Source organism: Pseudoflavonifractor phocaeensis (assembly GCF_016901955.1).
In the GTDB taxonomy this organism is placed as follows: domain Bacteria; phylum Bacillota; class Clostridia; order Oscillospirales; family Oscillospiraceae; genus Flavonifractor; species Flavonifractor phocaeensis_A.
Map to the genome: position 1 here is coordinate 1 of NZ_JACJLC010000256.1, position 308 is coordinate 308.

The window sequence follows — 308 nt, forward strand, 5'->3', positions numbered from 1 at the left end:
CAAACCCGTCAAAGGAAATCCGGCGCTCCGGGCAGAGATAGAGCCGCACTGACTCCGTCTCTGGCAGAGTGCGCAGCTGTTCTCTGCATACCACTCCGTGGATCTGCTGGGGCACCCCGTCCACCACCCGGTGGTAAGTACCATTTTGCCGGTTACACCATTCCAGCGCCTGCCAGTTCAGGTCCGTAACATGGTAGAATACCCGGCTGGTGAGAAAGTTGTCTTTCACAAATCGCACCAGACGCTCTACCTTGCCCTTAGTGAAGGGATGGCGGGGTTTGCAGAGCTTTGTCTCAAAACCAAGGTTT

Annotated in this window: 1 pseudogene; it reads right to left on the bottom strand. The window is 55.8% G+C overall.

The annotated features are described in order from the left end of the window. Positions 1-238, bottom strand: a pseudogene (locus H6B51_RS18680) (IS21 family transposase); the annotation flags it as partial. Positions 239-308: the final 70 nt, after the last annotated feature.